Below are 22,056 nucleotides of genomic sequence, written 5' to 3'. Positions count from 1 at the left end.
GTTCCAGAGACTGGCCCGATGACACCTTCGCTGACACGCTGGATAACCCTGTTGCTTGCCACCACCAGTGCGATGGCTGTGGCGACGGTGTACTTCGCTCAACCGCTGCTTGAGTCGATGGCTGCTGAGTTGGGGGTGGCGCAGCAGCAGATTGGCTGGGTAGTCGGCGCGACCCAGGCGGGCTACGCCCTGGGGCTGCTACTGATTGTGCCGCTCGGAGACTTGGTCGACCGTAAACGTCTGTTGCTTGGCCAGTTGCTGTTCTCGGCGCTTGCGCTGGTCGGCGTTGGCACGGCGCCGAACTGGGCAATATTGCTGCTGGCTCTGGCTATCACCGGGTTAATGGCCGTCATGGTGCAGGTGATGGTGGCTCATGCCGCGAGCCTGGCCTCACCTGGCCAGCAAGGGCAGGCGGTAGGCACTGTCACCAGTGGTGTGGTGCTGGGTATCCTGCTGGCACGGCTGGCTTCGGGCGGGCTTGCCGACCTGGCCGGTTGGCGAAGTGTGTACCTGGTCGCCGCAGGGCTGTTGATGTTGCTGGCGCTGGTGCTGTGGCGCAGTCTGCCCGGCGGGCAGCCGATGGGAAGCCGGCCGGGTTACCGGGCGCTGATCGTGGCCCAGTTCAGCTTGTATCGGCACGACAGGTTGCTGCGCCAGCGCGGCGTGTTGGGTGTATTGATCTTCGCCGCATTCAGCGTGCTGTGGAGTGCCATGGTCATGCCGCTAAGCGCTGCGCCGTTGGCGCTGAGCCATACCGAGATCGGCCTGTTTGGCCTGGCAGGTGTGGCGGGTACGCTGGCGGCTTCGCATGCCGGTCGTCTGGCCGACCATGGGCGGGGTGAGCGTTCGACCGGGGTGTCGTTGGCCCTGCTGACGCTGTCGTGGCTGCCAACAGCATTCGTCGAGCATTCACTGCTGGCCTTCGTGCTGGGTGTGCTGATGCTGGACTTTGCCGTGCAGGCAGTACATGTCACCAACCAGAGCCTGTTGCTGGCCGGGCGTGGTGCGATGGCTAGCCGTTTGATCGGCGCCTACATGTGTTGCTATTCGCTGGGCAGCGGTTTGGGGGCGGTGTTGGCGAGCTGGGTGTTTGCACACTGGGGCTGGGTTGCCGTGTGTGGGCTTGGCATGGGCATCAGTGCGGTCGCACTGTGCTACTGGCTATGGCTGCAACGCGCGAGGGCGGCCGAGGCCGCCCTGCAATGTTCAGGTCAGAACTTGTAGCCAAGGCCGACCATATATACCCACGGGTCGACGTCAACGTCGACCTTGGTCTTGCTGTAGCCAAGGGCGGTCGGGCCGTTGACGCTGGCCTTGGTATCGATGTCGACGTACCAGACCGAGGCGTTTACCAGCAGGTTGTCGGTCAGCATGTAGTCCATGCCCAGTTGGCCGGCGATACCTACCGAATCCTGCAGCTTGAGGTTGCTGAAGCCTTGTTGCTTGCGTGCGCTGCTCAAGTCTTCGTCAAAGAACAGGGTGTAGTTGATACCGACGCCAGCGTACGGCTGGAAGCGCGAATTCGGCTCCATTGGGTAGTACTGCAGCGACAGCGTCGGCGGCAGTTGCTTGATGTCCGCCAGCTTGCCGTCCAGCCCGCCGCCCAGACCTTTTACGGCGACGGTGTGCTTGAACGGGGTAGCTGCCAGCAGCTCCAGGCCGATGTGGTCGGTGAGCATGTAGGCAAAGGTCAGGCCCAACTGGGTATCGCTGTCCAGGGTCGCCTTGGTGCCCGACACCTTGTTACCGTCGAACTTGAGGTCGCCGCTGCTCTCGTTCGGGGCGGTGGTGATGGCGCCTGCGCGCAGGATCATGTCCCCCGCCTGATAGGCGTGGGCGGCAGGGGCGGCGAGCGCAAGGGCCACAAGCGAGGCACCCAGCAAGGACTTGTTCATGGAAGCTCCCAAAGGACGTTATTAATCGAATAGTCCAATGGTACGGAGCTGGTTAAACGGAAAGTTTGACCCAGCTCAACGAAGCGTCTTCACGAATTCGAAACAGTTCTCATCTCAGCTCATAAGCGTAGATTTTCTCGGCTTCCATCTGGTAACCGGCGTCGGCCAGCTCGCTGCTGGAAGCTCTAACCTGCATCTTTCCCTCGATCCAGTAGGGCTGGTAGAGGTCTTCGACGCGCACGCCCATCTCGCTGAAGATATGCACGATCTGGTTCGGCGGTGGCGGCGGCACGTGGATGCACGCACCGTAATAAGGGACCAGCAGGAATTCGGTGGTGCGGCCTTCTTCGCTGACCTCCAGTGGCACGATATAGCCGGGCAGCTTGACCTGTTGGCCGTCGAGGCTTTTTACCACTGGCGCATCGGGCGCCTGCTGGTGCGCGGGTGGGGCGGATTCGGCAGACAGGGCGTTGCTGAGCTGTGACATATCGTGCAGCGGGGTGAGTTGCGGCGGGATGACCGGTGCACCTTCAGGGATCAGTGCTGGCCAGTCCAGCTCCTTGGGTTCGGCGGCCCATAGAGGCATCGCTACCAGCAACAGCAGGGCCAGCAGCATTTGCATTGCCGGCCTCTTCGCGGGCATGCCCGCTCCCACAGGTACTGCCCAAGGTCCGAAGCCTGCGGGGCTTGCTGTGGGAGCGGGCGAGCCCGCGAAGCAGGCGGTGAGGTGTCTGATCATTACGCGCACTCAGAGGTGGATGGACAGGCCGTCGGCCAGCGACTGCCGGTAGGCCCGCCACGCCGGCACGCTGCCCATCAGCAACGCGGCCCCCATGATGATAGCCAGCAAGGTCCATTCATGAGTACTTGGCAGAGCCAGTGGCAAATACAAACCATAGTTGGCCTGCACATACCCCTGTGCCAGGGCGATACCCGCATATAGCAAGCCAAGCCCGGCCACGATCCCGACCGACGCCAGTGACAGTGCTTCCAGTACCAGCAACCCTGCAATATGCCAAGGCCGGGCCCCGACTGAACGCAAGATTGCCATTTCCCGGCGGCGTTCGTTGAGGCTGGTGAGAATCGCCGTGAGCATGCCGATCAAACCGGTCAGCACCACGAACAGTGACACCACGAACAATGCCTGCTCTGCGGTGCCCATCAGGCTCCACAGCTCCTGCAGGGCTACCCCAGGCAGGATCGCCAGCAATGGCTCGCTGCGGTATTCGTTGATTTCCCGCTGCAGACTGAAGGTTGCGATCTTGCTGTTCAGGCCAAGCATGAATGCAGTGATGGCAGCAGGTTGCAGGTCCATCGTACGGGCCTGTTCGGCGCTGATGCGCCCGGCGCCACGGGCGGGTACGCCGTTGTGCCAGTCGATATGGATCGCCTCCATGCCGCCCAGGCTGATATGCAAGGTGCGGTCGACAGGTGTGCCGGTGCGCTTGAGTATGCCGACCACGGTAAACGGCTTGTCGTCGTGCTTGACCAGACTGATTGCGGCCACACCGTGGGCCAGCACCAGCCTGTCACCCAGCTTGTAGTGCAATGCCTCGGCCACTTCGGCGCCGAGCACCACCTCGAAGGGGTCGTTGGCAAACTCACGCCCCTGGCTCAGTTCCAGATGCTGGCGGCGGCCGTACTGATAATGGCTGAAGTAATCTGTGGTGGTACCCATCACTCTGTAGCCACGGTGCGAGTCGCCCAGCGAGATCGGGATTGCCCACTTCACCCGTGGGTCCTGGGCATAGTGCTGAAAGCTGTCCCAGCGGATGTTATTGGTCGCGTTGCCAATACGGAACACCGAATACAGCAGCAGGTTCACCGAGCCAGAGCGTGCACCGACGATCAGGTCGGTGCCGCTGATGGTGCTGGCGAAGCTGGCACGGGCTTCGGTACGGACCCGCTCAACAGCCAGCAGCAGGCACACCGACAGGGCAATGGCGAAGGCGGTCAGAAAAGCGGTGAAGCGGCGGTTGGCCAGGCTGGCCAAGGCAAGGCGGAGCAGGTACATCAGGCCTCCCGGGGCTTGGCGGCACGGTTCAGTTCAGCAAGCGACAGGTGGCGGTCGAACAGCGGTGCCAGGCTCTGGTCGTGGCTGACAAACAGCAGGCTGGCACCGGCGGCGCGGCACTCATCGAACAGCAGACGGATGAACGCTTCGCGGGTGTCTGCATCCAGAGCCGAGGTCGGTTCGTCGGCAATCACCAGCTCAGGCTGGCCGATCAGTGCGCGGGCGGCGGCGACCCGCTGCTGCTGGCCGATCGACAGGCTGTCGGCGCGGCGGGCAAGCATGGCGGGGTCGCCCAGGCCCAGGTGGGTCAGCAGCGTGCTGGCCGCCTGGTCAACACTGCCATGGCGCTGCTCGGCGCGTGCCTTGCGGCTGCGCGAGAAGCGGCAGGGCAGCTCGACGTTTTCACGTACCGAGAGGAACGGCAGCAGGTTGAACTGCTGGAAGATGTACCCTGTGTGATCGACCCGAAAGCGGTCGCGGGCGCCCTGGCTCAGGCTGCCGAGATCCTGGCCGAGCAACTGGATGCGGCCCTGGGCCGGCACGTTCACCCCGCCCAGCAGGCCCAGCAAGGTCGTCTTGCCACTGCCGCTAGGGCCTTTGAGAAACAGTGCTTCACCAGCGTCCAGGCGCAATGCTGGAATATCCAGCAGCGGCGGGTGGCCTGGCCAGGCGAACACCAGGTCATGCAGATCGATCAACGGCTGTTTCATTCAGAAGGCGACCGCTGCCTTGGCCGGCGTGGTTTCCACGCCTTTCTGGCCATTGGGGCCGATCAGTTGCACGTTGATTTTCTGGGTGGCGGGGAAGGCCTTGAACAGCGGCGCCAGGTCCAGCTGGGTCAGTTTGTCGGGGTTGGCGCACGTCAGCTGGTAGTGGGCGCCGATGTCGCTGTGCTGATGGCCGTGTTCATGTTCATGTTCGTGCTCGTCACCATCGTCGTCGGCCTTCGAAGCGTCACCGAACAGAGGGCTTTCCAGCGCCTGCTGCTCTTCCTTGCAGTCCGCGGCAGCAGATAGGCCGAACAGCTTCAGTGGTTGTTCAAGTTGCTGGCGCACGGCGGCGACTTTGGCCTTGTCGGCATCGCTGCTGGCGGCATGCTCGAAGCCGACCAGGTTCATTGCCGGGCTGTCCAGCTCCAGTTCCAGGGTATTGCCATCGAGTACCGCGTTGAGCTTGGCCACGCCATGCTCGTGGGCGCCGAGCGAGCCGTGGGCGTGGTCATGATCATGGTCATCGTGGGCATGGGCAACGGCCAGTGGCAGCAAGGCGAAGGGCAGGGCGAGCAGCAGGCGACGCATGGACGACTCCGGAGCGGGCTGAAAGATTCGGTTATGTTATAACAACTTTTCTGCGTGCTGCCAGTCTGTGTGGCCAAGTTTCATGTTGCGGTAGCATGGGGACATTGACGTGACCTCAAGGAAAGCATCGTGAGAATTCGTGGACAGATTGGTGACTGGCCGGTGGACCTGACCATCGAGCTGACGCCTGAGGAGTGGGGGCAACTGGGGCGGCAGACCGAGGTGCCGGTGGCAGCCCAGGCGGCTGCGACAGCTGCGGTGGCCGGGCCGCGCCAAAATGACGCTCAGTGGGCTGCGGCGCGTGATGTGTTGCGTCTGGCAGGACATATGAGCGGGCCAGAATTGCTGGACCGGCTCGAAGGATTGGCCGGGAGTACGGCGGCGGGCAAACGGCTGCTGGTGCGTTTGCGGCACAGCAGTGAGGTCAAGGTGGAGAGTGGCGTGGATGCGCCGGTTTATCACTGGGTAGGGTGAGCGCTGTCTTGCTCAAAATCTGAAAAGCCTGCGCGGTCGCCCGTAGGCGCGGTTTTACCCGCGAACACCGGCGGAGCCGGTGCCATCCACCGCGTTGGCTTCTTCGCGGGCATGCCCGCTCCCACAGGTACAGCGCAGGCTTCAAGGTCACTCAGAACATCGCCGCCGACAGCTTGCGACGATAAACACCAACCAGCGGGTGATCGCCACCCAGCAATTCGAACACCTGCAACAGCGCCTTCTGCGGCAGCCCGTTCTCGTAGCCACGGTTACGCTGGAACAGCTTCAGCAGCCCTTCCAGCGCCGCCTCATACTGCTGGCGCGCCAGTTGCTGAATGCTCAGCTGATAAGCCGCCTCGTCGTCTTGCGGGTTCTGTGCCAGACGGCTTTTAAGGTCAGCCACTTCCGGCAGGCTGGCGGCTTGGCGCAGGAAGGTCAGCTGGGCCTTGGCACCGGCCAGTGCAGCTTTGTGTTCGTCAGTCTTGACCGCATCCAGTACCACTTGCGCTTCGCCCAACTCGCCACGCTCGGCCAGGCAGCGGGCATACAGAATCAGCGCTTCGGCATTGCTGTTGTCCTCACCCAGCAGCGTCTGCAACAGCGCTTCGGTTTCGGCAAAACGGCTTTCGGCATACAGCGCTTTCGCCTGCTCCAGTGGCGAGGCGGTGGGCGCGGCTGGCATTTGTACATGCGGCTCGAGCATGGCGCGGATCGCCGATTCCGGTTGTGCCCCGGCAAAGCCGTCTACCGGCTGGCCGTCCTTGAACAGAACCACTGTCGGCAGGCTACGGATGCCGAACTGGGCAACCACCTGTTGCTCCACGTCGCAGTTGATCTTGGCCAGCAGCAGCTCGCCCTGGTAACCCTCGGCAATCTTTGCCAGCAATGGCATCAGTGCCTTGCAGGGGGCGCACCACTCGGCCCAGAAGTCCACCAGCACCGGTTTGTGGAAGGAGTTCTCGATCACCAGTTGCTGGAAATTGGTATCGGTGGCGTCGAAAATGTAAGGCGTGTCTTGGGTCATCGCGACTCTCGCAAACTCGTGTATGGCAACACTATAAGGTGTCGCGGCTGGCGTGGTACAGGCTGACCCGGCGGAATTCGTGTGGCTCGGCCAGGTCCGGCAGGGTCAGTGCTTCGAGCACGCCCAATTGCTGGTACAACGGGTGGCGAAAGTCACGTACTCGCGAGTCGGCCACCAGGGCCTGGCGACCGCGGCTCAGGAAGGCATCCAGCAGCGGCAGGTTGGCGCGGTCGTACAGCACATCGGCAACCAGGATCAGGTCGAAGCGGTCTTCCTCGGCAAAGAAATCGCTGCTGTAGCTTAGTGTCACCCCGTTCAGTGCCGCATTCGCACGGCAGGCATCAAGGGCCAGCGGGTCGAGGTCGCAGGCCATCACTTCCAGTGCACCGGCGCGTGCAGCAGCAATGCCGGCGATACCAGAGCCGGCACCAAAGTCCAGCACGCGCTTGCCCGCCACCCACTCAGGGCGTTCGGCCAGGTAGCGGGCCATTGCCAGCCCACTGGCCCAGCAGAAGCTCCAATAGGGCGGCTCTTCGAGAATGCGCCGGGTTTCTTCGCTGCTGAAGGCGCGATCCATGTTCTGGTCGTCGATCAGCCATAGCTTCAGGTCGCAATCGGGCAGTTCGCTGACGATCAGGCGCGCCTCGCCGATCAGGCCGCTGAGGGCCTGTTGCAGGGCCAGCGGCGCCACTTAAGGCGCCTTCTCGAAACGCAACGGGCCGGTGGCCTGGGTCTGTGCCTGGGTAATGCGCACCGGGGGCAGGTGCATGATCAGCTGGCCGGAGTTGCTGGCGCGGCCACGCAGTTCGACCCGGGCGCCAGGCGGGAAGGCTTCGGGGTTGAAACGCAGGTGGTAGGGCAGTGCCTGGCCAGTACCGGTCAGGTTACTGCTGGCCAGCAGGCGCTGCGGGCGGTCGCGTTCGTCGATGACCAGCAAGGCCAGTTCCACGTCGGCACCCGCCGGGACTTCCAGCAAGGTGCCGCTCAGCTCGCGCTGGTAGGCCGGTAGCGGGCCCAGTACCTCGGCCTTGGCCGAGCGGGCTGGCGTGGGCGCCGGGTTGTCGGTCTTTGGCCTGTCGCTGCCGCAGGCAGCGAGCAGAGCGGCGCAGCACAGCACGACGAGCGCTCGGTAGTGCATGGGGGAGTCCTTCACGGGCATATTTCCCATGGATGTTAACCCCTTTGGCTTGTCTTGCCAGTGCAATGCGCTACCATGACCCTCCCTTTTTTTGTTGCCTGCCACCATGCACTGTCCCTTTTGCGGTGCCAACGACACCAAGGTCATCGACTCTCGCCTCGTCGCCGAGGGCGAGCAGGTGCGCCGCCGCCGTGAATGCGTGGCCTGCGGCGAGCGCTTCACCACCTTCGAAACCGCCGAGCTGGTGCTGCCCCGGCTGATCAAGCAGGACGGCACACGCCAGCCCTTCGACGAAGAAAAGCTGCGCGCCGGCATGCAGCGGGCGCTGGAAAAGCGTCCGGTCAGCGTCGAGCGCCTGGAAGCCGCGCTGGCGCACATCAAGAGCCGGCTGCGTGCCACTGGCGAACGCGAAGTCAAATCGCTGGTGGTCGGTGAAATGGTCATGGCCGAGTTGCGCAAACTCGATGAAGTGGCCTATATCCGCTTTGCCTCGGTGTACCGGCGCTTCCAGGACCTCGACGAGTTCCGCGAAGAAATCGACCGCCTGGCCCGTGAGCCAGCTAAAGAGTGAACATGCCCAGCCAAGCCGCCATCCTTGATGCCCACTACATGGCCCGCGCGCTGGAGCTGGCGCGCAAAGGCCTGTACACCACCCACCCGAACCCGCGGGTAGGCTGCGTGATCGTGCGTGATGGCGAGGTGGTTGGCGAAGGCTGGCACGTACGCGCCGGCGAGCCGCATGCCGAAGTGCATGCCCTGCGTCAGGCGGGTGAACTTGCCCGCGGGGCTTGTGCCTACGTCACCCTGGAGCCATGCAGCCACCATGGCCGTACGCCGCCGTGTGCCGAAGCGCTGGTCAAGGCCGGTGTGGCGCGTGTAGTAGCCGCCATGCAGGACCCTAATCCGCAAGTGGCGGGACAGGGCCTGCGGCGCCTGGCCGAAGCCGGAATCGAAGTGGCCAGCGGGGTGCTCGAAGCCGAGGCTCGCGCCCTCAACCCAGGCTTCCTCAAGCGCATGGAGCACGGCCTGCCGTTCGTTCGCGCCAAGCTGGCCATGAGCCTGGATGGCCGCACCGCCATGGCCAGTGGTGAAAGCCAGTGGATCACCGGCCCGGCCGCCCGCTCGGCGGTACAGCGCCTGCGCGCCCGTTCCAGCGTGGTGCTGACCAGCGCCGCCAGTGTACTGGCAGACAACGCACGCATGACCGTGCGTGGCGCCGAGCTGGGCCTGGATGCCGAAACCACCGCCCTGGCACTCAGCCGCACACCCTTGCGAGTGTTGATCGATGGCCGCCTGCGCCTGCCACTGGCTGCGCCGTTCTTCCAGGCCGGCCCGGCTCTTGTGGTGACTGCTGTCGCAGATGACCCGCGCTATGCCGCTGCCGGCCACGAATTGCTCAGCTTGCCGGGCGACAATGGCCAGGTCGACCTTGCGGCGCTGATGCAGGCCCTGGCCGCCCGCGGCGTAAACGAAATCCTGCTGGAAGCTGGTGCCGGCCTGGTGGGTGCCTTTGCCCGGCTGGGCCTGGTCGATGAGTTCCAGCTGTTCGTCGCCGGCACTTTCCTCGGCTCCCAGGCCCGCCCATTGCTGGACTGGCCACTGGAAAAGATGAGCGAGGCCCCGCGGCTGAAAATTACCGAAATGCGCGCAGTGGGCGATGACTGGCGGGTCACGGCCATCCCCCTGCCGGCGCCCGGCGTATAATGCCGGGCTTGCCCCGCGCAAACCGTTTTTGAGGAAGACCCCATGTTCACCGGCATCATCGAATCCATCGGCACCATCCGCAGTCTGACCCCCAAGGGTGGTGACGTGCGCGTCTACGTAGAGACCGGCAAGCTCGATCTGGGGGACGTCAAGCTCGGCGACAGCATCGCCGTCAACGGTGTTTGCCTCACGGCCGTAGAGCTGCCGGGCGACGGCTTCTGGGCCGATGTCAGCGTCGAAACCCTCAAGCGTACCGCCTTCATCGACCTCAAGAGCGGCAGCAAGGTCAACCTGGAGAAAGCCCTGACGCCCACCACCCGCCTGGGCGGGCACCTGGTCAGCGGCCACGTCGACGGGGTCGGCGAAATCATTTCGCGCAGCGATAACGCTCGCGCCATCCAGTTCCGCGTGCGTGCACCAAAGGAACTGGCCAAGTACATCGCCCACAAGGGTTCGATCACCGTCGACGGCACCAGCCTGACGGTCAACGAGGTCAATGGCGCCGAGTTCGAGCTGACCATTGTCCCGCACACTCTGTCCGAAACCATCATGGCCGATTACCGTGCAGGGCGTCGGGTAAACCTTGAGGTCGACCTGCTGGCCCGTTACCTGGAGCGCTTGCTACTGGGTGACAAGGCCGCCGAACCGAGCAAGGGCAGTGGCATTACCGAAAGCTTCCTGGCCGCCAATGGCTTCTTGAAATCCTGATTGAGAAGGGGGTGCCGCGTGGCGCTCAACAGCATCGAAGAACTGGTCGAAGACATCCGCCAGGGCAAAATGGTCATCCTGATGGATGACGAAGACCGCGAGAACGAAGGCGACATCATCATGGCAGCCGAATGCTGCCTGCCCGAGCACATCAACTTCATGGCCAAGCACGCCCGTGGCCTGATCTGCATGCCGATGACCCGCGAGCGTTGCGAAACGCTGAAGCTGCCGCTGATGGCACCGCGCAACGGCTCTGGCTTCGGCACCAAGTTCACCGTGTCGATCGAAGCCGCCGAAGGCGTCACCACCGGTATTTCCGCCGCCGACCGCGCACGCACTGTGCAGGCTGCTGCTGCCAAGGACGCCAAGGCCGAAGACATCGTCAGCCCAGGTCACATCTTCCCGCTGATGGCCCAGCCAGGCGGTACGCTGGCGCGTGCCGGCCACACCGAAGCCGCCTGTGACCTGGCGCGCATGGCCGGTTTCGAGCCAAGCGGCGTGATCTGCGAAGTGATGAACGACGACGGCACCATGTCGCGCCGCGCCGAACTGGAAGTGTTCGCCGCCGAGCACGGCCTGAAGATTGGCACCATCGCCGACCTGATCCACTACCGCATGATCCACGAGCGCACCGTGCAGCGTGTCTCCGAGCAATCGGTGGAGAGCGAGCTGGGTGAGTTCAACCTGGTCACCTACCGTGACGCGGTCGAAGGCGACGTGCACATGGCCTTGACCCTGGGCAAGATCTGCGCCGAAGAGCCGACCTTGGTACGGGTACACAATATGGACCCACTGCGTGACCTGCTGCTGGTCAAGCAGCCAGGCCGCTGGAGCCTGCGCGCGGCCATGGCCGCCGTGGCCGAGGCCGGTAGCGGTGTGGTCTTGCTGCTGGGCCATCCGCTGGACGGCGACGTGCTGCTGGCGCACATCCGCGAAAGTGCGGGCGATGCGCCGACCAAGGCACCGACCACCTACAGCACTGTGGGTGCCGGTTCGCAGATCCTGCGCGACCTCGGCGTGCGCAAGATGCGCCTGATGAGTTCGCCTATGAAGTTCAACGCGATATCCGGATTCGATCTGGAAGTTGTAGAATACGTGCCCTCCGAGTGACTTGAGGCGGCATTGACGCCCTCTGCTCGAGTCCAGACCCCTGTCGAGGCCGCTTGTATGCGGCCTCGCTCTTGAAGATGAGAATATCGGAATGACCCTGAAGACCATCGAAGGTACCTTCATCGCCCCCAAAGGTCGCTATGCTTTGGTGGTTGGCCGCTTCAACAGCTTCGTTGTCGAAAGCCTGGTAAGCGGTGCCGTTGACGCCCTGGTACGCCATGGTGTCAGCGAAAGCGACATCACCATCATCCGTGCCCCGGGTGCATTCGAGATCCCGCTGGTGGCACAGAAGGTCGCCCAGCAAGGCGCCTACGACGCGATCATCGCCCTGGGCGCCGTGATCCGTGGCGGTACCCCGCATTTCGAATACGTGGCGGGCGAATGCACCAAGGGCCTGGCCCAGGTGTCCATGGAGTTCGGTGTTCCGGTGGCCTTCGGCGTACTGACCGTCGACTCCATCGAGCAAGCCATCGAGCGTTCTGGCACCAAAGCCGGCAACAAAGGTGCTGAAGCTGCCCTGTCCGCACTGGAAATGGTCAGCCTGCTGGCGCAGTTGGAGGCCAAGTGATTAGCGACGAAAGCGATCGTTTCAACCCGCGTGATCCAAAACCTGCGGATGCCGGCAAGCCCTCGAAGAGCGCCAAGCGCCGCGAAGCCCGCAAGCTCGCGACCCAGGCCCTCTACCAGTGGCACATGGCCCAGCATTCGCTGAACGAGATCGAAGCGCAGTTCCGGGTGGATAACGATTTCACCGATGTCGACGGTGCCTATTTCCGCGAGATCCTGCATGGGGTCCCGGCAATCAAGGGCGAAATCGACAAGGCGCTGGTGCCTTGCATGACCATCGCCCTGGAAGAGCTCGACCCGGTCGAGCTGGCCGTGCTGCGCCTGTCCACCTGGGAGCTGATCAAGCGCGTCGACGTGCCGTACCGCGTCGTGATCAACGAAGGTGTGGAACTGGCCAAGGTCTTCGGTGCCACTGACGGCCACAAGTTCGTCAACGGCGTACTGGACAAGCTCGCTCCGGCGCTGCGTGAAGCAGAAGTCAAGGCGAACAAGCGCTGATCCTGGCGCTGCCTGGCCATGGGTGAGTTCGAGCTGATCAACCATTACTTCGCCGCTGCGCCTTGTGCGCAGGGCGGCGAGGGCGTGGCGCTGGGTATCGGTGACGACTGCGCCCTGCTGGACCTTCCCCCCGGTGAGCAACTGGCGGTGTCGACCGATACCCTGGTCGCCGGGGTGCACTTTCCTGCTGTTTGCGATCCGTTGCTGCTTGGCCAGCGTTCATTGGCTGTGGCGGCCAGTGACCTGGCAGCCATGGGCGCGACTGCAATCGGCTTCACCCTCGCACTGACCCTGCCTGACGTTGGCCCTGACTGGCTGGCGGCCTATGCCGACGGCCTTGGTCGCATGGCCCACCGTTGCCGCATGAGCCTGATCGGTGGTGACACTACGCGCGGCCCGCTGAGTATCACCGTCACCGTGTTCGGCCGCGTGCCGGCTGGCCAGGCCTTGCGCCGCAGCGGTGCAAGGCCGGGTGACCTGTTGTGTGTCGGTGGTTCGCTGGGCAAGGCCGCCGGTGCATTGCCGCTGGTGCTGGGTGAGCGCGAGGCGCCTGCCGCGCAGGCCGAACCGCTGCTGGCCCATTACTGGTCACCGATGCCGCAGCTCACACTCGGTGCCCTGCTGCGTGGCCGGGCCACGGCGGCGCTGGACATCTCCGACGGGTTGCTCGCCGACTGTGGGCATATTGCCAAGGCATCCGGTGTCGCGTTGGAGGTGAACCTGGCGCAAGTGCCAGTGTCTCCTGCTCTGGAGGCCTTCCTCGGCCGGGAAGCAGCGGTGAAGGCGGCGCTTACCGGTGGCGACGACTACGTACTGGCCTTCACCTTGCCACCCGAGGCGCTGGCGCCCTTGGCAGCCTTCGATTTTATCGAAGTGCATACCGTCGGCCGTGTGCTCGAAGGGCAAGGCGTGACCTTGCGCGACGCGCAGGGCCAGGACATCACTCCCGTTCAGCGGGGCTATCAACACTTCAGGGAGATACCGTGACCGATCACCCCAATCAGGTGCCTGCGGAGTTCGTTCCGCCTTCGGTCTGGCGCAACCCGTGGCACTTCATCGCTTTTGGCTTTGGTTCTGGCACCTTGCCCAAGGCGCCGGGTACCTGGGGCTCGCTGGTGGCCATACCGTTCATCCCGCTGTGGCAGATGCTGCCCGACTGGGGTTACTGGTTGTTGCTCGGCGTGAGCATGCTGTTTGGCTTCTGGTTGTGTGGCAAAGTTGCCAATGACTTGCGCGTACACGACCATGAAGGCATTGTCTGGGACGAGATTGTCGGCATGTGGATCACCCTCTGGCTGGTGCCGGAGGGCTGGCAGTGGCTGTTGGCAGGGTTCCTGCTGTTCCGCTTCTTCGACATCCTCAAGCCGTGGCCGATTCGCTGGATCGACCGCCATGTGCACGGGGGCGTCGGCATCATGCTCGACGATATCCTGGCCGGCGTGTTTGCCTGGCTGGGCATGCAGGTTCTGGTGTGGGCGGTTGCCTGAAACAGGGGGCGCGTGAATGGCCATAAGGACTGTGCTGCTGGCAATGCTGCTGAGTGTTGCCCCGTGGGTAATGGCTGCCGAGGGCGTGCCGAAACAGATCCATCTGGTTAGCGAGGAGTGGCTCGACTACACCAACGCCGACGGTACCGGGGTAGCCTGGGATGTGCTGCGCAAAGTGTTCGAGCCGGCCGGGGTCAAGGTGGTTACCCAGAGCGCGCCCTACAGCCGGGCGGTTGGCCTGGTCAAGCGCGGCGAGGCTGACGCCTGGGTTGGCTCGTACAAGGAAGAGAACGACTACAATCTGTACCCGCGCTGGCACTTCGATATGGACCATATCTATGCCCTGGGGCTGGCCAGCAAACCTGCGCCTACCCTGGAGACCATCGGCAAGTACCGGTTGGCCTGGGTGCGTGGTTACGATTACGGCAGCTACTTGCCCAATGTGCACGAGTTCCGCGAAATCCAGCGTCGCGAGGGCATTTTGCCAATGCTCGACCATGACCGGGTGGACTACTACATCGATGCACTGACCGAGATCGACTACGTGCTCGGGCAAGCCTCCCAGCCCGAGCGCTTCCGCCGTACTCATGTGGCCGAGTTGCCGTTGTACCTGGCCTTCGCCCGTAACGACCAAGCCAAGGCCCTGCGCGACCTGTTCGACAAGCGCATGAAAGAGCTGGTACGTAGCGGCGAGCTGAAGCCGATTTTCGAGCACTGGAAACAGCCCTATCCATTCAATGCGGATAGTCGCCCGCACTGAGACTGAATACATCAAGGTATAGCGCGGTCCGCTGTGGCAGCGGGCTTGTGATTGAGGGGTGGCTTTTAATAAGTATCGAATTTTTCGATCTTAACCCACTGTATACAGCCAGCCCACATCCCCCAGCCTGCTGATACAATCGGCCCACGAGAAATTTCCTACTTATTCCAGGAGCACAACGTGCCCGTCGTCTTTGTTGCCGCCTCTAAACTCCCGACGCCCTTCGCGACCTTCACCATGCATGGTTTCCTAGACGAAGCCACAGGCCGTGAGCATGTGGTGCTCAGCCTGGGTGATATCGCGGACGGCCAGCCGGTATTGGGGCGCCTGCATTCCGAGTGCCTGACCGGCGATGCACTGTTCAGCCAGCGCTGCGACTGCGGCTCGCAGCTGGAAGCCGCGCTGCAGGCCATCGCCCGCGAAGGCCGTGGGGTGCTGTTGTACCTGCGTCAGGAAGGCCGTGGCATTGGCTTGCTGAACAAGATTCGCGCCTACGAACTGCAGGATGGCGGCGCCGACACCGTAGAGGCCAACGAACGCCTGGGCTTTGCTGCCGACCAGCGTGACTACGCCATATGCCTGCCGATGCTCGAGCACCTGGGCGTGAAGTCGCTGCGCCTGATGACCAACAATCCGCGCAAGGTCAAAGCCCTGACCGACATGAACATCGTGGTTGCCGAGCGTGTGCCGCTGCACACCGGGCATAACCCGCACAACCGCTACTACCTGGCGACCAAGGCCGGCAAGTTGGGCCACATGCTGGGCAATGAACACCAGGGCGAGGTGCCCCAGGCGTGACCCGCGCCGAGGTCAAGCGGCGCCTGGCCCTGGCTTGGTGGCAGTACCTGGCGGTGGGCCTGGTGCCGCTGCCTGTCATGGCTTGGGCCTTTGGGGGAGGCGATGCGTTGATCCCGGTGCTGGCCATGCCACTGTTCATCGCCGGTGCGGCTACCATGTTTCTCAGCCTGCCGCGCTTCGGCGCCTACAAGCGCGCACTTATTGCCACCTCCAAGGTGCTTGGCACGGGCGAAGAACCCACTGCCTGGATCGAACTGGCGCGGGTACGGCGCATGGCCATGCTGTATGCCTGCTTTCCGGCTTGGGTCGCCGCACTGTCGGTGCTGGTCGGCCTGGAGGCTGTGCCGCAGATTCTGCTCGCACTGTCGACGGTTGTAGTGCTGTACCTCTATCGTATTCCGCGCCAGTTAGGCTGATGCGACTGCTACCTGGCCTGCTGGCGTTGTTCGCCTGTACCGTGCTGGCTGCAGAACCGCTGCGTGTTGTCAGTCTGGCCCCTTCTATGAGCGAGATCATGCTTGAGCTGCAGGCCGACGACCTGCTGGTGGGCGTGCTCGATGGCGGCGAACGGCCGGCTGCGCTGCGCCACTTGCCTTCGGTCGGGCGCCAGGGGCAACTGAACATGGAGCGCCTGCTCAGCCTGCGCCCTGACCTGTTGCTGCTGTGGCCAGGCAGTGTGCCACCGGCCCAGCGCGACCAGCTCAAGCGCCTGGGTATCGCCACCTTCAGCGCCGAACCCCACGACATCAGCCAGCTGATCGAGCAGATCGAGGCCATTGCCGGGCGTATCGGGCGTGCCGAGCAAGGTCATTCATACGCGCGAGCCCTCCGTGAGCGGCTGCAGCAGCTGCGCCAGCAGTATCGGCGTGATGAACCCTTGCAGGTGTTCTATCAAGTCTGGGATCGACCGTTGTACACGCTCGGTGGCCGCCAGGTGGTGACCGACGCCCTGGCCGTGTGCGGGGCGCGCAATGTGTTCGCCGACCTTGGCCAGCCGGCGCCACAGGTGAATGTGGAGTCCGTGCTGCTGCGTAATCCGCAGGTCATCCTGGCAGCCGATGAGGCGCAATTGGCCAGCTGGAAAGCCTGGCCGCAGATTCGAGCGGTTGCTGATGGTCGCCTGCTGGTGGTGCCGGACAAAGGGCTGGAGCGCCCCAGCGGGCAGATGATCGAAGCCACCGCCCGCTTGTGTGCGTTGCTGGACGCTAAAGCGCCGGGGTCCAGGTGATGCTCAAGAGTACAGTGCGGCCCTCTTCGCGGTAAGGGTGATACGCACCCTCGTAGCTGTAAAGGGCGCGGCTGTAGCTGCGGTCCAGCAGGTTATCCAGTTTGGCTTCGAGTTTCAGGTCGTCGCTAGCCGCCCAACTGCCGCGCAATCCCAGCAGACCATAGCCACCGATGCGGTTGCGGTTGGCCTCATCGTCATAACTGCTGCTGACCGCCTGCCAGCTGGCGCCCACGCTGAAGCGCCCGAACTCACGGTCCAGGTCCAGGCTCATGGTGCGGCGGGCGCGGCGTGCGAGGGTGTGGCCAGTGTCGCGGTCGCGTGGGTCGATCAGCGCCAGGCCAAGCTGGCTGTGCCAGGCGCCCCATTGCTGCGCCAGCGCCATTTCCACGCCATTGATTCGTGCCGAGGCGACGTTTCGGGGTATCGAGTCCTGGCCAAAGATGATCGCGTCGCGCAGGTCGGTGCGGTACAGCGAAGTCTCCAGCCGGCTCTCTGCAGTCAGCTGGCTGCGCCATTGCAGCTCGTAGCTTCTGGAGTGCTCTGGGTCCAGGTTCGGGTTGCTGAACTGTGGGTAATACAGGTCGTTGAATGTTGGAGCACGGAAGCCTTCACTGTAGGAAAGCAGCACATCGTTGTGCGCGTTCAGCGGTACGGTCAGGCTGCCGCTCCAGGTGGTCTGGCCACCAAACTGCTGGTTGCGGTCATGGCGCACGCCCAGCTCAGTGGAGAACTGCTTGCCCTGATAGCGGTGCTGGGCGAACACGGCACGGTTCCAGCGGCTGTCCTCAGTGAAATCGGTACTGCCGTGTACGCGGTCTTCGTACCAGTCGCCACCGATCAGTACTGTGTTCTGCTCGCCAAAGGCCAAGTCGTTCTGCCAGGTAGCCTGATCGCGGTAGGTGTTGAACACGAAGCGCTCAGCGCTGAGTTTGTCGCGTTTGTCGTCACGGTTCTCGCTATGTGCCAGTTCTAGGCGTGAATGCCAGGCTTCGGTGAACTGAACGTCAACGTAACTGCCCAGGCTGCTGACGCTGAAGTCGGTGTAGGGTTGTTGACCGAAGCTCTCGAAGGTCACGGGGTCGAAGCCGCCGAACGGGTTGTCGTACTCGCTGCGACCACGGCTATCGAGCAGGTTCAGGCCGGCTTCGAAGCGCTCACCGAAGGTATGGCTCAGGCTAAGGTTCAACGCCTTGTTGCGGTAGGCGTCGTGGTCACCATCGCTGGCGAAGGATGGCCCGGTCGAGTCAATGCCGGCTGTTTCATCCAGGCTGGCGCCAAGGTTGAAGCGAGTCGTGTCGTTGCCGCCAGAAAGCCCCAGGCTGCGTTGGAATGTCTGGTTGCTGCCGGCGGCCATGCGCAGGCGTGGCTGCAGGCCGGGGCCACTACTACGTCGGGTGAAGATCTGGATCACCCCACCAATGGCATCGCTACCGTACATCGCCGAGCGCGAGCCACGCAGCACTTCAACCCGCTCGATCTGGTCGACGTCCAGAAACTGCAGGCCGCTGTCGCCCGAAGTGGCATTGGCGATGCGTACGCCATCGACCAGCACCAGGTTTTGCGCCGCCTTGGTGCCACGGATAAAGATGCCAGGCAGGCTGCCACGGCCACCGGTGGGGGCCACTTGCACGCCCGGTACGCGGGAGAGCAGGTCGGTGACACTGGTGGGTTGCAGGCGGTCGATGTCGGAGCGGGTGAAAACCGTGTTTGCAGCACTGGTGGCGGTACGCGACTCGACCTGGCGGCTGGCGCTGATCAGCACGTCGGGGAGCTTGAGGGCGTCGTCGCGTTCAGCGGCCAGAAGGAATGTTGGAGCGCAGAGAATTGCGGCGCAGGCAGACTTCTTCATGGGCAGTTCCAAAGCATTCGCGGGTCAACCCGCTCCCACAGGACTTCCACAGATCTTGAGCACTGTGCAGTCCCTGTAGGAGCGGGGCACCCGCGAAAGAGCCCTAGAGGCCGAGCCTGGCCATGCGGGCCTTCACCGAGGCCTCGATCCCGGCCGCATCCAGCCCGCACTCAGCCAGCATTTGCGCAGGCTTGGCATGCTCGACATAGATATCCGGCAGCCCCAGGTGCAGAAGCGGCTTGAGCACTGCCTGGCTGGCAAGGAACTCACCCACAGCAGCGCCCGCGCCACCCATGATGGCGTTTTCTTCGATGGTTACCAGCAGCTCATGGCTGCCTGCCAGCTCCAGCACCAGTGCCTCGTCCAGCGGCTTGACGAAGCGCATGTCGACCACTGTGGCGTTGATCTGTTCGGCCACTTGCATGGCCTCGGCCAGTTGTACGCCGAACACCAGCAGGGCCACTTTCTCGCCCTGGCGGCGGACCACACCCTTGCCGATCTCCAGTGGTTGCAGGTCACCGCTGATCGGCGCATTCGGGCCGGTACCACGCGGGTACCGTACAGCTGCCGGGCCGTTGTACAGGTGGCCGGTGGTGAGCATCTTGCGCAGCTCGTTCTCGTCGCTGGGGGTCATCACCAGCATGCCTGGGATACAGCGCAGGTACGACAGATCGTAACTGCCGGCGTGGGTCGGGCCATCCTCGCCGACCAGGCCGGCACGGTCGATGGCGAACAGCACGTCGAGGTTCTGCACCGCCACGTCGTGGATCAGCTGGTCGTAGGCACGCTGCAGGAAGGTGGAGTAAATCGCCACCACCGGCTTGCTGCCCTCGCAGGCCATGCCGGCCGCCAGGGTCACGGCATGCTGCTCTGCGATCGCAACGTCGAAGTAGCGCTCAGGGTAGCGCTCGCTGAAGTCGACCAGGTCCGAGCCTTCCTTCATCGCTGGGGTAATGCCCACCAGGCGGTTGTCGGCGGCGGCCATGTCGCACAGCCATTGGCCGAACACCGCGGAATATTTCGGGCCGCTGGCTTTCTTCGGCGCGGCGGGCTTGTTGGCCGGCTCCAGCTTGGTGATGGCGTGGTAGCCGATCGGGTCGATCTCGGCAGGGGCGAAGCCTTTGCCCTTCTTGGTGACCACATGCAGGAACTGCGGGCCCTTCAGATCACGCATGTTGCGCAGGGTGGCAATCATGGTGGGCAGGTCGTGGCCGTCGATCGGGCCGATGTAGTTCCAGCCCAGCTCTTCGAACAGCGTGCCTGGCACCAGCATGCCCTTGGCGTACTCCTCGGTGCGACGGGCGATTTCCCAGGCACCTGGCAGTCGCGACAGCACTTTCTTGCTGCCTTCGCGCATGCTCGCGTAGGTGCGGCTGGAGAGGATCTTGGCCAGGTAGTTGGACAGGCCGCCGACGTTGCGCGAAATCGACATGTCATTGTCGTTGAGGATCACCAGCATGTCGGCATTGACTTCCTGGGCGTGGTTCAACGCCTCGAATGCCATGCCGGCGGTCAGCGCGCCATCACCGATCACCGCGATCGACTTGCGCGCGCTGTTCTGCAGGCGGGCAGCAATGGCCATGCCCAGCGCGGCGCTGATCGAGGTGCTGGAGTGGCCAACGCCAAAGGTGTCGTACTCGCTTTCGCTGCGGCGCGGGAAGGCCGCGATGCCGTCCTTCTGGCGCAGGCTGAGCATGCGGTTACGGCGCCCGGTGAGGATCTTGTGCGGGTAGGCCTGGTGCCCCACGTCCCACACCAGCCGGTCGTCCGGGGTGTCGAACACGTAGTGCAGGGCGATGGTCAGCTCGATCACGCCCAGGCCGGCACCAAAGTGCCCACCGGTCTGCCCGACGGTGTAGAGCAGTTCCTGGCGCAGTTCGTCGGCCAGCGTCTCCAGGTCGGCTTCGGCCAGCCGGCGCAGGCCGGCAGGCGTGTCAGCGCGGTCGAGCAACGGCGTGACCGGGCGTTCGCGGGGGATCTCTTGAAACGTCGTGGGCATCAGGCGAGTCGTTATAGGTGTGTGAAGACGCGGCAGTTTACCCCATTGTGGGAAAAGTGCCCATTCGACCACAGGTTACGCGGCCCCCTGTAGGAGCGGGTTTACCCGCGAATGCGTTGGCAAATTCAAGATCGCATTCGCGGGTAGACCCGATCCTACGGGGATAGGTGAAGCTGTTTAGTTACGGCGTTCGACGATGTAACGCGCCAAAGCCCGCAGCGGTTCGGCCGTTTCGCCGAACCCTTGCAGTGCGGCCAGCGCCTGGTCGCGCAGTTCGATTGCATAGGCTTTGGCGGCTTCCAGGCCCAGCAGGGCCGGGTAGGTCGGTTTGTCACGCGCTATGTCTGCACCTTGGCGTTTGCCCAGGGTGGCGGTGTCGCTTTCCACGTCGAGGATGTCGTCCTGCACCTGGAATGCCAGGCCAATGGCCTGTGCATATGTCTGCAGGGCATCCAGCTGTGCCGGTTCGGCGCGGGCGCTGGCCAGGGCGCCGAGGCGTACGCTGGCTTCGATCAGCGCGCCGGTCTTGTGCCGGTGCATGAACGCCAACGCCTGCTGGTCCAGCTTCTGGCCCACCGAACCGAGATCGATGGCCTGGCCGCCGACCATGCCGGCCGGGCCGGCAGCTTTGGACAGTACCTGAACCATGGCCAGGCGAATGCTGTCGATCTGCGGGCTCAGGCATGGGTCGAGGAGGGCACTGAAAGCCAGGCTCTGCAAACCGTCGCCAGCAAGGATGGCGCACGCTTCGTCAAAAGCCTTGTGGGTGGTTGGCTGGCCGCGACGCAAATCGTCGTCGTCCATGGCCGGGAGGTCGTCATGTACCAGCGAGTAAGCATGGATCAGCTCGACCGCGCAGGCTGCACCGTTGGCCTGCTCGGCCGGGGCGCCCAAGGCTTCGCAGGCCGCGTAGGCCAGCAACGGGCGCACGCGTTTGCCGCCGTTCATCACGCTGTAGCGCATGGCGGCGTAAAGGCGTTCCAGCTCTTTGGTCGGGGCGATGAACAGCGGTTCGAGGGCTGCGTCGACGCGCGCCTGGCAACTGGCCTGGTAGGTGCCAATCATGCTTCGGGCTCCGCGTCGAAGGGCTGGGCAGCCAGTTCGCCGTCGCGCTCCAGCAGAATTTGCACCTTCTGTTCGGCCTGGGCCAGGGCGCCCTGGCAATCACGGGTCAGGGCGATGCCTTGTTCGAAGGCGGCCAGCGACTCTTCCAGCGACAACTCGCCGTTCTCCAGGCGCTCGACCAGTGCTTGCAGGTCTGCGAGGGATTGCTCGAAATCGAGGGAGGCTTTTTTGCGGGCCATGGCGACTGTCTCGGTGGCATTCAGAACGGCGCGACACTAGCAGAGCGGGGCGGGGGGAGCAAACTTGTGTGGAGCAGGCTTCTGGGGCGAACCTCGATACTGTATGAAACAAACAAGGCGATCGCGCGCAGCACAGATGTTCCTGGCCCGAAAAATGTAGGAGCGAGCTTTGCTCGCGATGCGCCGCGCAGGCGGCGCTCG

The 22,056-nt window shown here is 63.7% G+C and carries 26 protein-coding genes; 14 read left to right on the top strand and 12 right to left on the bottom strand.

What is annotated here, in order from left to right; translation table 11 throughout:
- Positions 1–18: 18 nt before the first annotated feature.
- Entirely contained in the window at positions 19–1,224 is a 1,206-nt protein-coding gene (locus tag ACF8EA_RS01820; protein ID WP_392521019.1) for an MFS transporter, read from the top strand.
- On the opposite strand, the gene ACF8EA_RS01815 is transcribed toward ACF8EA_RS01820, so the two are convergent.
- From ACF8EA_RS01815 to ACF8EA_RS01795, 5 genes are all read right to left on the bottom strand, one after another.
- Positions 1,212–1,895: an OmpW family protein gene (locus tag ACF8EA_RS01815; RefSeq protein WP_021783920.1), complete on the bottom strand. Its 684-nt coding sequence runs from the start codon at positions 1,893–1,895 to the stop codon at positions 1,212–1,214. The two genes, ACF8EA_RS01820 and ACF8EA_RS01815, sit on opposite strands and share 13 nt — an antisense overlap.
- 109 nt (positions 1,896–2,004) lie before the next feature.
- Positions 2,005–2,517, bottom strand: coding sequence for a DUF3299 domain-containing protein (locus tag ACF8EA_RS01810; protein ID WP_392521018.1), 513 nt, complete (start codon positions 2,515–2,517; stop codon positions 2,005–2,007).
- 126 nt (positions 2,518–2,643) lie between these two features.
- Entirely contained in the window at positions 2,644–3,909 is a 1,266-nt protein-coding gene (locus ACF8EA_RS01805) for an ABC transporter permease (protein ID WP_392521017.1), read from the bottom strand.
- The gene (locus tag ACF8EA_RS01800) at positions 3,909–4,619 is read right to left on the bottom strand and encodes an ABC transporter ATP-binding protein (RefSeq protein WP_392521016.1); all 711 of its coding nucleotides are present in this window, start codon (positions 4,617–4,619) and stop codon (positions 3,909–3,911) included. Before ACF8EA_RS01800 ends, ACF8EA_RS01805 begins: the two co-directional genes overlap by 1 nt.
- Positions 4,620–5,207, bottom strand: a complete 588-nt coding sequence (locus tag ACF8EA_RS01795; RefSeq protein WP_392521015.1) for a DUF2796 domain-containing protein — start codon at positions 5,205–5,207, stop codon at positions 4,620–4,622.
- Positions 5,208–5,336: 129 nt separating this feature from the next.
- Here ACF8EA_RS01795 and ACF8EA_RS01790 point away from each other — a divergent pair, with 129 nt between their 5' ends.
- Complete coding sequence (locus ACF8EA_RS01790) at positions 5,337–5,681, top strand: hypothetical protein (protein ID WP_392521014.1); 345 nt, start codon at positions 5,337–5,339, stop codon at positions 5,679–5,681.
- Positions 5,682–5,832: 151 nt separating this feature from the next.
- On the opposite strand, the gene trxA is transcribed toward ACF8EA_RS01790, so the two are convergent.
- From trxA to ACF8EA_RS01775, 3 genes are read right to left on the bottom strand one after another with little or no spacing between them, the layout of a single operon-like run.
- Positions 5,833–6,705 carry a thioredoxin gene (gene trxA, locus ACF8EA_RS01785; RefSeq protein WP_021783926.1) on the bottom strand — a complete coding sequence of 291 codons (873 nt, stop codon included), beginning with the start codon at positions 6,703–6,705 and terminating at the stop codon, positions 5,833–5,835.
- A 31-nt stretch (positions 6,706–6,736) separates the two neighbouring features.
- Positions 6,737–7,396 carry a methyltransferase gene (locus tag ACF8EA_RS01780; protein ID WP_021783927.1) on the bottom strand — a complete coding sequence of 220 codons (660 nt, stop codon included), beginning with the start codon at positions 7,394–7,396 and terminating at the stop codon, positions 6,737–6,739.
- Positions 7,397–7,843, bottom strand: coding sequence for a YbaY family lipoprotein (locus ACF8EA_RS01775; protein ID WP_021783928.1), 447 nt, complete (start codon positions 7,841–7,843; stop codon positions 7,397–7,399).
- 106 nt (positions 7,844–7,949) lie between these two features.
- On the opposite strand from ACF8EA_RS01775, the gene nrdR reads away from it, so the two are divergent.
- The 12 genes from nrdR to ACF8EA_RS01715 all read left to right on the top strand — a co-directional run bounded on the left by nrdR (position 7,950) and on the right by ACF8EA_RS01715 (position 16,703).
- The gene (gene nrdR / locus ACF8EA_RS01770) at positions 7,950–8,414 is read left to right on the top strand and encodes a transcriptional regulator NrdR (protein WP_003255402.1); all 465 of its coding nucleotides are present in this window, start codon (positions 7,950–7,952) and stop codon (positions 8,412–8,414) included.
- 2 nt (positions 8,415–8,416) lie between these two features.
- Positions 8,417–9,547 (top strand): bifunctional diaminohydroxyphosphoribosylaminopyrimidine deaminase/5-amino-6-(5-phosphoribosylamino)uracil reductase RibD, encoded by a 1,131-nt coding sequence (gene ribD, locus ACF8EA_RS01765; RefSeq protein ID WP_021783929.1) that lies wholly within the window; start codon positions 8,417–8,419, stop codon positions 9,545–9,547.
- Positions 9,548–9,589: 42 nt separating this feature from the next.
- Positions 9,590–10,255, top strand: coding sequence for a riboflavin synthase (locus tag ACF8EA_RS01760; protein ID WP_003255399.1), 666 nt, complete (start codon positions 9,590–9,592; stop codon positions 10,253–10,255).
- Positions 10,256–10,273: 18 nt separating this feature from the next.
- On the top strand, positions 10,274–11,365 hold the full coding sequence (ribBA, locus tag ACF8EA_RS01755) for a bifunctional 3,4-dihydroxy-2-butanone-4-phosphate synthase/GTP cyclohydrolase II (protein WP_021783930.1): 1,092 nt from the start codon (positions 10,274–10,276) through the stop codon (positions 11,363–11,365).
- 91 nt (positions 11,366–11,456) lie between these two features.
- Positions 11,457–11,933, top strand: coding sequence for a 6,7-dimethyl-8-ribityllumazine synthase (gene ribE, locus ACF8EA_RS01750; RefSeq protein ID WP_003255395.1), 477 nt, complete (start codon positions 11,457–11,459; stop codon positions 11,931–11,933).
- Complete coding sequence (gene nusB / locus ACF8EA_RS01745; protein ID WP_003255393.1) at positions 11,930–12,430, top strand: transcription antitermination factor NusB; 501 nt, start codon at positions 11,930–11,932, stop codon at positions 12,428–12,430. Before ribE ends, nusB begins: the two co-directional genes overlap by 4 nt.
- An 18-nt stretch (positions 12,431–12,448) precedes the next feature.
- Positions 12,449–13,417, top strand: coding sequence for a thiamine-phosphate kinase (thiL, locus tag ACF8EA_RS01740; RefSeq protein WP_028697793.1), 969 nt, complete (start codon positions 12,449–12,451; stop codon positions 13,415–13,417).
- Complete coding sequence (locus ACF8EA_RS01735; protein WP_028697792.1) at positions 13,414–13,917, top strand: phosphatidylglycerophosphatase A; 504 nt, start codon at positions 13,414–13,416, stop codon at positions 13,915–13,917. Before thiL ends, ACF8EA_RS01735 begins: the two co-directional genes overlap by 4 nt.
- Before the next feature lie 16 nt (positions 13,918–13,933).
- Positions 13,934–14,677, top strand: a complete 744-nt coding sequence (locus ACF8EA_RS01730) for an ABC transporter substrate-binding protein (RefSeq protein WP_028697791.1) — start codon at positions 13,934–13,936, stop codon at positions 14,675–14,677.
- 180 nt (positions 14,678–14,857) lie between these two features.
- Positions 14,858–15,475: a GTP cyclohydrolase II gene (gene ribA / locus ACF8EA_RS01725; RefSeq protein ID WP_003255389.1), complete on the top strand. Its 618-nt coding sequence runs from the start codon at positions 14,858–14,860 to the stop codon at positions 15,473–15,475.
- On the top strand, positions 15,472–15,891 hold the full coding sequence (locus tag ACF8EA_RS01720; RefSeq protein WP_021783934.1) for a hypothetical protein: 420 nt from the start codon (positions 15,472–15,474) through the stop codon (positions 15,889–15,891). Before ribA ends, ACF8EA_RS01720 begins: the two co-directional genes overlap by 4 nt.
- On the top strand, positions 15,891–16,703 hold the full coding sequence (locus ACF8EA_RS01715; RefSeq protein ID WP_021783935.1) for a cobalamin-binding protein: 813 nt from the start codon (positions 15,891–15,893) through the stop codon (positions 16,701–16,703). The genes ACF8EA_RS01720 and ACF8EA_RS01715 overlap by 1 nt, the downstream gene beginning before the upstream one ends.
- Here the strand turns inward: ACF8EA_RS01715 and ACF8EA_RS01710 are convergent.
- The 4 genes from ACF8EA_RS01710 to ACF8EA_RS01695 all read right to left on the bottom strand — a co-directional run bounded on the left by ACF8EA_RS01710 (position 16,681) and on the right by ACF8EA_RS01695 (position 21,855).
- On the bottom strand, positions 16,681–18,552 hold the full coding sequence (locus tag ACF8EA_RS01710) for a TonB-dependent receptor domain-containing protein (RefSeq protein WP_392521013.1): 1,872 nt from the start codon (positions 18,550–18,552) through the stop codon (positions 16,681–16,683). The genes ACF8EA_RS01715 and ACF8EA_RS01710 overlap by 23 nt on opposite strands.
- Before the next feature lie 103 nt (positions 18,553–18,655).
- On the bottom strand, positions 18,656–20,551 hold the full coding sequence (gene dxs / locus ACF8EA_RS01705) for a 1-deoxy-D-xylulose-5-phosphate synthase (RefSeq protein ID WP_103470211.1): 1,896 nt from the start codon (positions 20,549–20,551) through the stop codon (positions 18,656–18,658).
- A 177-nt stretch (positions 20,552–20,728) separates the two neighbouring features.
- Entirely contained in the window at positions 20,729–21,616 is an 888-nt protein-coding gene (ispA, locus tag ACF8EA_RS01700) for a (2E,6E)-farnesyl diphosphate synthase (RefSeq protein ID WP_103443416.1), read from the bottom strand.
- A complete protein-coding gene (locus tag ACF8EA_RS01695) occupies positions 21,613–21,855 on the bottom strand; it encodes an exodeoxyribonuclease VII small subunit (protein ID WP_003255380.1) in 243 nt (80 codons plus the stop codon). Before ACF8EA_RS01695 ends, ispA begins: the two co-directional genes overlap by 4 nt.
- Between the last annotated feature and the right edge of the window lie 201 nt (positions 21,856–22,056).

It is taken from the genome of Pseudomonas sp. YQ_5, assembly GCF_043103305.1.
Lineage (GTDB): Bacteria > Pseudomonadota > Gammaproteobacteria > Pseudomonadales > Pseudomonadaceae > Aquipseudomonas > Aquipseudomonas putida_Y.
This window is presented reverse-complemented; position numbering and strand designations above follow the sequence as displayed.

Excerpts from the sequence above, each read along its gene's own strand:
- ACF8EA_RS01730 (WP_028697791.1), top strand. The coding sequence starts at position 13,934 with ATGGCCATAAGGACTGTGCTGCTGGCAATGCTGCTGAGTGTTGCCCCG.
- ispA (WP_103443416.1), bottom strand. The coding sequence starts at position 21,616 with ATGATTGGCACCTACCAGGCCAGTTGCCAGGCGCGCGTCGACGCAGCC.
- ribD (WP_021783929.1), top strand. The coding sequence starts at position 8,417 with ATGCCCAGCCAAGCCGCCATCCTTGATGCCCACTACATGGCCCGCGCG.
- ACF8EA_RS01820 (WP_392521019.1), top strand. The coding sequence starts at position 19 with ATGACACCTTCGCTGACACGCTGGATAACCCTGTTGCTTGCCACCACC.
- ACF8EA_RS01810 (WP_392521018.1), bottom strand. The coding sequence starts at position 2,517 with ATGCAAATGCTGCTGGCCCTGCTGTTGCTGGTAGCGATGCCTCTATGG.
- ACF8EA_RS01795 (WP_392521015.1), bottom strand. The coding sequence starts at position 5,207 with ATGCGTCGCCTGCTGCTCGCCCTGCCCTTCGCCTTGCTGCCACTGGCC.
- ACF8EA_RS01695 (WP_003255380.1), bottom strand. The coding sequence starts at position 21,855 with ATGGCCCGCAAAAAAGCCTCCCTCGATTTCGAGCAATCCCTCGCAGAC.
- trxA (WP_021783926.1), bottom strand. The coding sequence starts at position 6,705 with ATGACCCAAGACACGCCTTACATTTTCGACGCCACCGATACCAATTTC.
- dxs (WP_103470211.1), bottom strand. The coding sequence starts at position 20,551 with ATGCCCACGACGTTTCAAGAGATCCCCCGCGAACGCCCGGTCACGCCG.
- thiL (WP_028697793.1), top strand. The coding sequence starts at position 12,449 with ATGGGTGAGTTCGAGCTGATCAACCATTACTTCGCCGCTGCGCCTTGT.
- ACF8EA_RS01760 (WP_003255399.1), top strand. The coding sequence starts at position 9,590 with ATGTTCACCGGCATCATCGAATCCATCGGCACCATCCGCAGTCTGACC.
- ribE (WP_003255395.1), top strand. The coding sequence starts at position 11,457 with ATGACCCTGAAGACCATCGAAGGTACCTTCATCGCCCCCAAAGGTCGC.
- ACF8EA_RS01805 (WP_392521017.1), bottom strand. The coding sequence starts at position 3,909 with ATGTACCTGCTCCGCCTTGCCTTGGCCAGCCTGGCCAACCGCCGCTTC.
- ACF8EA_RS01775 (WP_021783928.1), bottom strand. The coding sequence starts at position 7,843 with ATGCACTACCGAGCGCTCGTCGTGCTGTGCTGCGCCGCTCTGCTCGCT.
- ACF8EA_RS01715 (WP_021783935.1), top strand. The coding sequence starts at position 15,891 with ATGCGACTGCTACCTGGCCTGCTGGCGTTGTTCGCCTGTACCGTGCTG.
- ACF8EA_RS01815 (WP_021783920.1), bottom strand. The coding sequence starts at position 1,895 with ATGAACAAGTCCTTGCTGGGTGCCTCGCTTGTGGCCCTTGCGCTCGCC.
- ACF8EA_RS01800 (WP_392521016.1), bottom strand. The coding sequence starts at position 4,619 with ATGAAACAGCCGTTGATCGATCTGCATGACCTGGTGTTCGCCTGGCCA.
- nrdR (WP_003255402.1), top strand. The coding sequence starts at position 7,950 with ATGCACTGTCCCTTTTGCGGTGCCAACGACACCAAGGTCATCGACTCT.
- ACF8EA_RS01710 (WP_392521013.1), bottom strand. The coding sequence starts at position 18,552 with ATGAAGAAGTCTGCCTGCGCCGCAATTCTCTGCGCTCCAACATTCCTT.